The sequence below is a fragment of the Gracilibacillus halotolerans genome, assembly GCF_014206945.1.
In the GTDB taxonomy this organism is placed as follows: domain Bacteria; phylum Bacillota; class Bacilli; order Bacillales; family Amphibacillaceae; genus Gracilibacillus; species Gracilibacillus halotolerans.
Map to the genome: position 1 here is coordinate 1 of NZ_JACHON010000045.1, position 3,739 is coordinate 3,739.

At 36.5% G+C, this 3,739-nt stretch carries 3 protein-coding genes; all 3 read right to left on the bottom strand.

Going from position 1 to position 3,739, the window contains the following annotated elements; genetic code table 11:
- Positions 1-184: 184 nt before the first annotated feature.
- The 3 genes from GGQ92_RS16145 to GGQ92_RS16155 all read right to left on the bottom strand — a co-directional run bounded on the left by GGQ92_RS16145 (position 185) and on the right by GGQ92_RS16155 (position 3,545).
- On the bottom strand, positions 185-1,021 hold the full coding sequence (locus tag GGQ92_RS16145; RefSeq protein WP_184251326.1) for an AraC family transcriptional regulator: 837 nt from the start codon (positions 1,019-1,021) through the stop codon (positions 185-187).
- A gap of 157 nt (positions 1,022-1,178) precedes the next feature.
- Positions 1,179-2,378, bottom strand: a complete 1,200-nt coding sequence (locus GGQ92_RS16150) for an ROK family transcriptional regulator (RefSeq protein ID WP_184251328.1) — start codon at positions 2,376-2,378, stop codon at positions 1,179-1,181.
- A gap of 183 nt (positions 2,379-2,561) precedes the next feature.
- Positions 2,562-3,545: an aldo/keto reductase gene (locus GGQ92_RS16155; RefSeq protein WP_184251330.1), complete on the bottom strand. Its 984-nt coding sequence runs from the start codon at positions 3,543-3,545 to the stop codon at positions 2,562-2,564.
- Between the last annotated feature and the right edge of the window lie 194 nt (positions 3,546-3,739).

Genomic DNA, 3,739 nt, shown 5'->3' on the forward strand with positions numbered 1-3,739 from the left:
GGTTTAAATACACGATCCCTTTTTTATGAATGTATTTGTCAGACATTAGATAGATACCCCCTATCTAATAATTATTGTATGCAAAATTTAAACAATTCACAAGTATTAGTTTGTATTTAATGTAGTTGGCTCATTTCATCCCAACGACTAAAGTCGTGGGCTTTCATGAGCCGTTAATTGTAATTTAGTGCAGGCTACGATATTGACTAGGGGTCATACCTTCTCTTTTTTTAAACGTTGCAACAAAATGGCTTACACCATTAAAACCAACTAGTTGAGCAATTTCTCTTAGTGAACGATCTGTTTCCGTAATGAGAAGTCGCTTTGCCTCTCGTATTCTTAACTGGACAAGAAAGGAATACGGACTAATCCCAAAAGTATCATGAAAGAGTGTATTTAAATGTTGGGAGCTGACCTGTGCTTTTTCAGATATTTCTAAAAGGCCTATATCTTGAGGATATACTTGCTCCAGCCATTCCACAATATCTTTAATCTTTTCATATGACTGCAATACGGATATCTTGTCATTCATTTGTCCGAATTTTCTTAAACGCATAAGAAATTGATACAATTTTCCCGAAATCTCATAGGCAAAGTGATCAGGATTTTCCTCATTGGACAAGACTTCAAGCATATTATCAACGTGTTCATTAAAATTAATTGAATCCGTCTGTTCATAAAAAGCAGTATAGTTCATATCTAGTGATTTTAATATTGCTTCAATAGCTTCTCCCGTGAACGTCATATAATAGGTTTCCCAATGAACAGGCGCGTTGTGATCAGAATAATATTTATGTGGTGTATAGGGTGCTAGCAGGATTGCTCGCCCTTTTGGCAATGTATACTTTTTCCCCTCTAGTTCGATAATGCCTTCCCCTTTACACGTATGTAACCAATGGTAATAAGGATAACCTTCGGGACGATTAAAATCTAGCTCATATGAATTATAACCTATCGTTTCAATATAAAGTGGTAGAGGGTTTTTGGATATTGGAAAACTAAACCGTATCTTCTCTTCCATAATATACAACTCTCTTCTATTGATTTTTACGAGGCTAGGAAACATGTGCTATTAAACTTTCTACTATATGAATAATGTCCTAGTAGGTATAGTTTTAGATAGATGTAAACATAATAGCTTACAAGATTCTAACTTTATTATACCACGTAAAAATTTGTTATTTTAACGAAGGTTGAAAAAGGTCACTTAAAATGAGTGCAACAGCTCCGTACGAGGAACCATATGCGTCTAGATTAGATAGGATGACGGGTGTTTTCTTTGCTCTTTCTGAAATAGCACGTGAAGCAATTGTCTTTCTAATAGGGTTAAGCAGTAGTTCACCGGCTCTTGCGACTCCACCGCCAATAATAATCTGAGCAGGATTAAATGTATGAATGATATTGGTAAAAGCGATTCCTAGCGATTCACCAACTTCTTCAAATACTTCTTTAGACAGCTTGTCATTCATCATCGCTGCCTTATGTACCGTTTCTGCAGTGATTTCAGTAGTGGAATGGACTAACTCGTGAAGTTTACTTTCTAGACCAGATTTAAGCTTTTCCTTTGCAATTAACGCAATGGCTGGGCCAGATGCAATCGTTTGTAAACACCCATCATTACCACACGAACATTTTCTACCATTACGTTCGATCATCATGTGGCCTATTTCTCCAGCAATACCATTCGCTCCGTTAAATAGTTTACCATCATTTACTAAACCAGCACCGATACCTCTACCAATATTAACTGCAATCATACTCGTATGGCTCATATCTTCATTAAACCATGCTTCTCCTAATGCAAATGCTTTTGCATCATTCTCTACTTTTACTTCCATATCAAAGTGTTGTTCTAGATGTTCCTTTATGGGGATATTACGTAGAAATAGATTTGGTGCGAATAAAGAAACTCCAGTTTCAGCATCGACAATTCCGTGCATTGCTACCCCGATACCGATATATCTTAGCGATGAATGGTTATTCATTAATTGACGAATACCATCTGTTAGCATGTCTAGGAATGTTTGATTATCAAGTTGCTCATCGATGCTCGTTTTCGACTCTGCTATGATTTCTCCAGTTAGGTTCGATATAATATACTGAATATCTACTGGACCAACATCGACACCAATGATATGAAAAGCTTCTTTATGAAGCACTAACATTGTCGGTTTTCGGCCACCCTGTGACTCTCCAAGCTGGCTTTCCTTAATTAGTTGTTGTTCCAATAATTCTTTTACGATAGAGCCAACTGTTGGCGGGGTTAACTCTGTTTCCTTAGCAATTTGAGCTCGTGAAATGGGACCGCTTGTCCGAATTTTGTTAAGTATAATTGATTTATTTAACGACTTCATCCATTGAAAACTACCTCGTTGCATAATTCTCCCACTTTCTAAATTAACTTCATAAAGTATAACACGATATCTGAATTTTAGCATTCCTATTAGGGTATTTTTAATTATTCTATGGCTTGCGCAACCAGTGAAGCCATTATACATAAGAAAACCCGAACATCTATTCAATACGAATCAGTTCGGATTTCCTTTTATGGTCAGTTTTTATTAGTATGGTCCTCTAATATTGTCATGTACTTCTTGTTCATAAAATTCTCTCAATTGTTCTAGTTCAGCTTCTGTAAAATCTGGCACCTCTATCGATTTTAAGTTATCTTCAACTTGCTTTACCGTTTTAAAACCTGGAATAACCGAAGTGACGGCGTCATGATGTAAGATCCATTTTAACGCTGCTCGTGTCATATTACCACGGCCTTCTGCTATCCATTCCAATTGGCGACTCAATTCTACACCTTTTTTAAACTCAAGACCGGCGAATGTTTCACCTACATTAAACGCTTCACCGTCTTTATTAAAGTTTCGGTGGTCATCTTCCTCGAAAGTGTGTTGGGTAGAGAATTTTCCAGTTAACAATCCACTTGCCAATGGAACTCTCGCTAAAATTCCTACATTTTTTTCCTTGGTTATAGGGAATAACTCTGTAATAGCTTTTTGACGGAAGATATTGAATATTACCTGAAGTGTAGCTACATTTGGATTTTCAATCGACAGTAGGCCTTCTTCTACCGATTCTACACTCACTCCATAATGCCTGATTTTCCCTTGTTCTTGAAGTTTATCTAAAACTTCAAATACAGATCCATCTCGCAATATTTCTATTGGAGGACAGTGAATTTGGATAAGGTCAAGTTGTTCACGCTGAAGTCGACGCAAACTGTTTTCAACATAATTAGAAACTGCCTCATAAGAATAATTAGCTGGGTCATGAATATCTCCCGCTCTACAAAACTTTGTTGCTACATAAATTTTATCCTCTTTACCTTTTGTTGCCTTCGCTAATAATTCCTCACTATGGCCATCTCCATAGACATCTGCTGTATCAAAAAAATTCACACCAGCATCCATTGCACGTGCTAGGCCATCTAAAGCTTCTTTATCGTTTGTCTTACCCCAAGCTCCTCCGATTGCCCATGTCCCAAAACTCAGCTCACTAATTTTCATATGTGTCTTACCTAATTGGCGATATTCCATATCATTTCCTCCTCAGTTGGATGAGTAGTAACTTTGTTTATTGTCTCAACTAACATTATAACCTCACTAATTTTAAATAGAAAAAAATACGCTTACAAATGAGTCAATTTCATAATTGCTCTTTTAAAAAATACAAAGACCTTCAGAATTTCCAAAATGTATTTTTAAAAACAGAAATCATGCAGCTTGTTGCT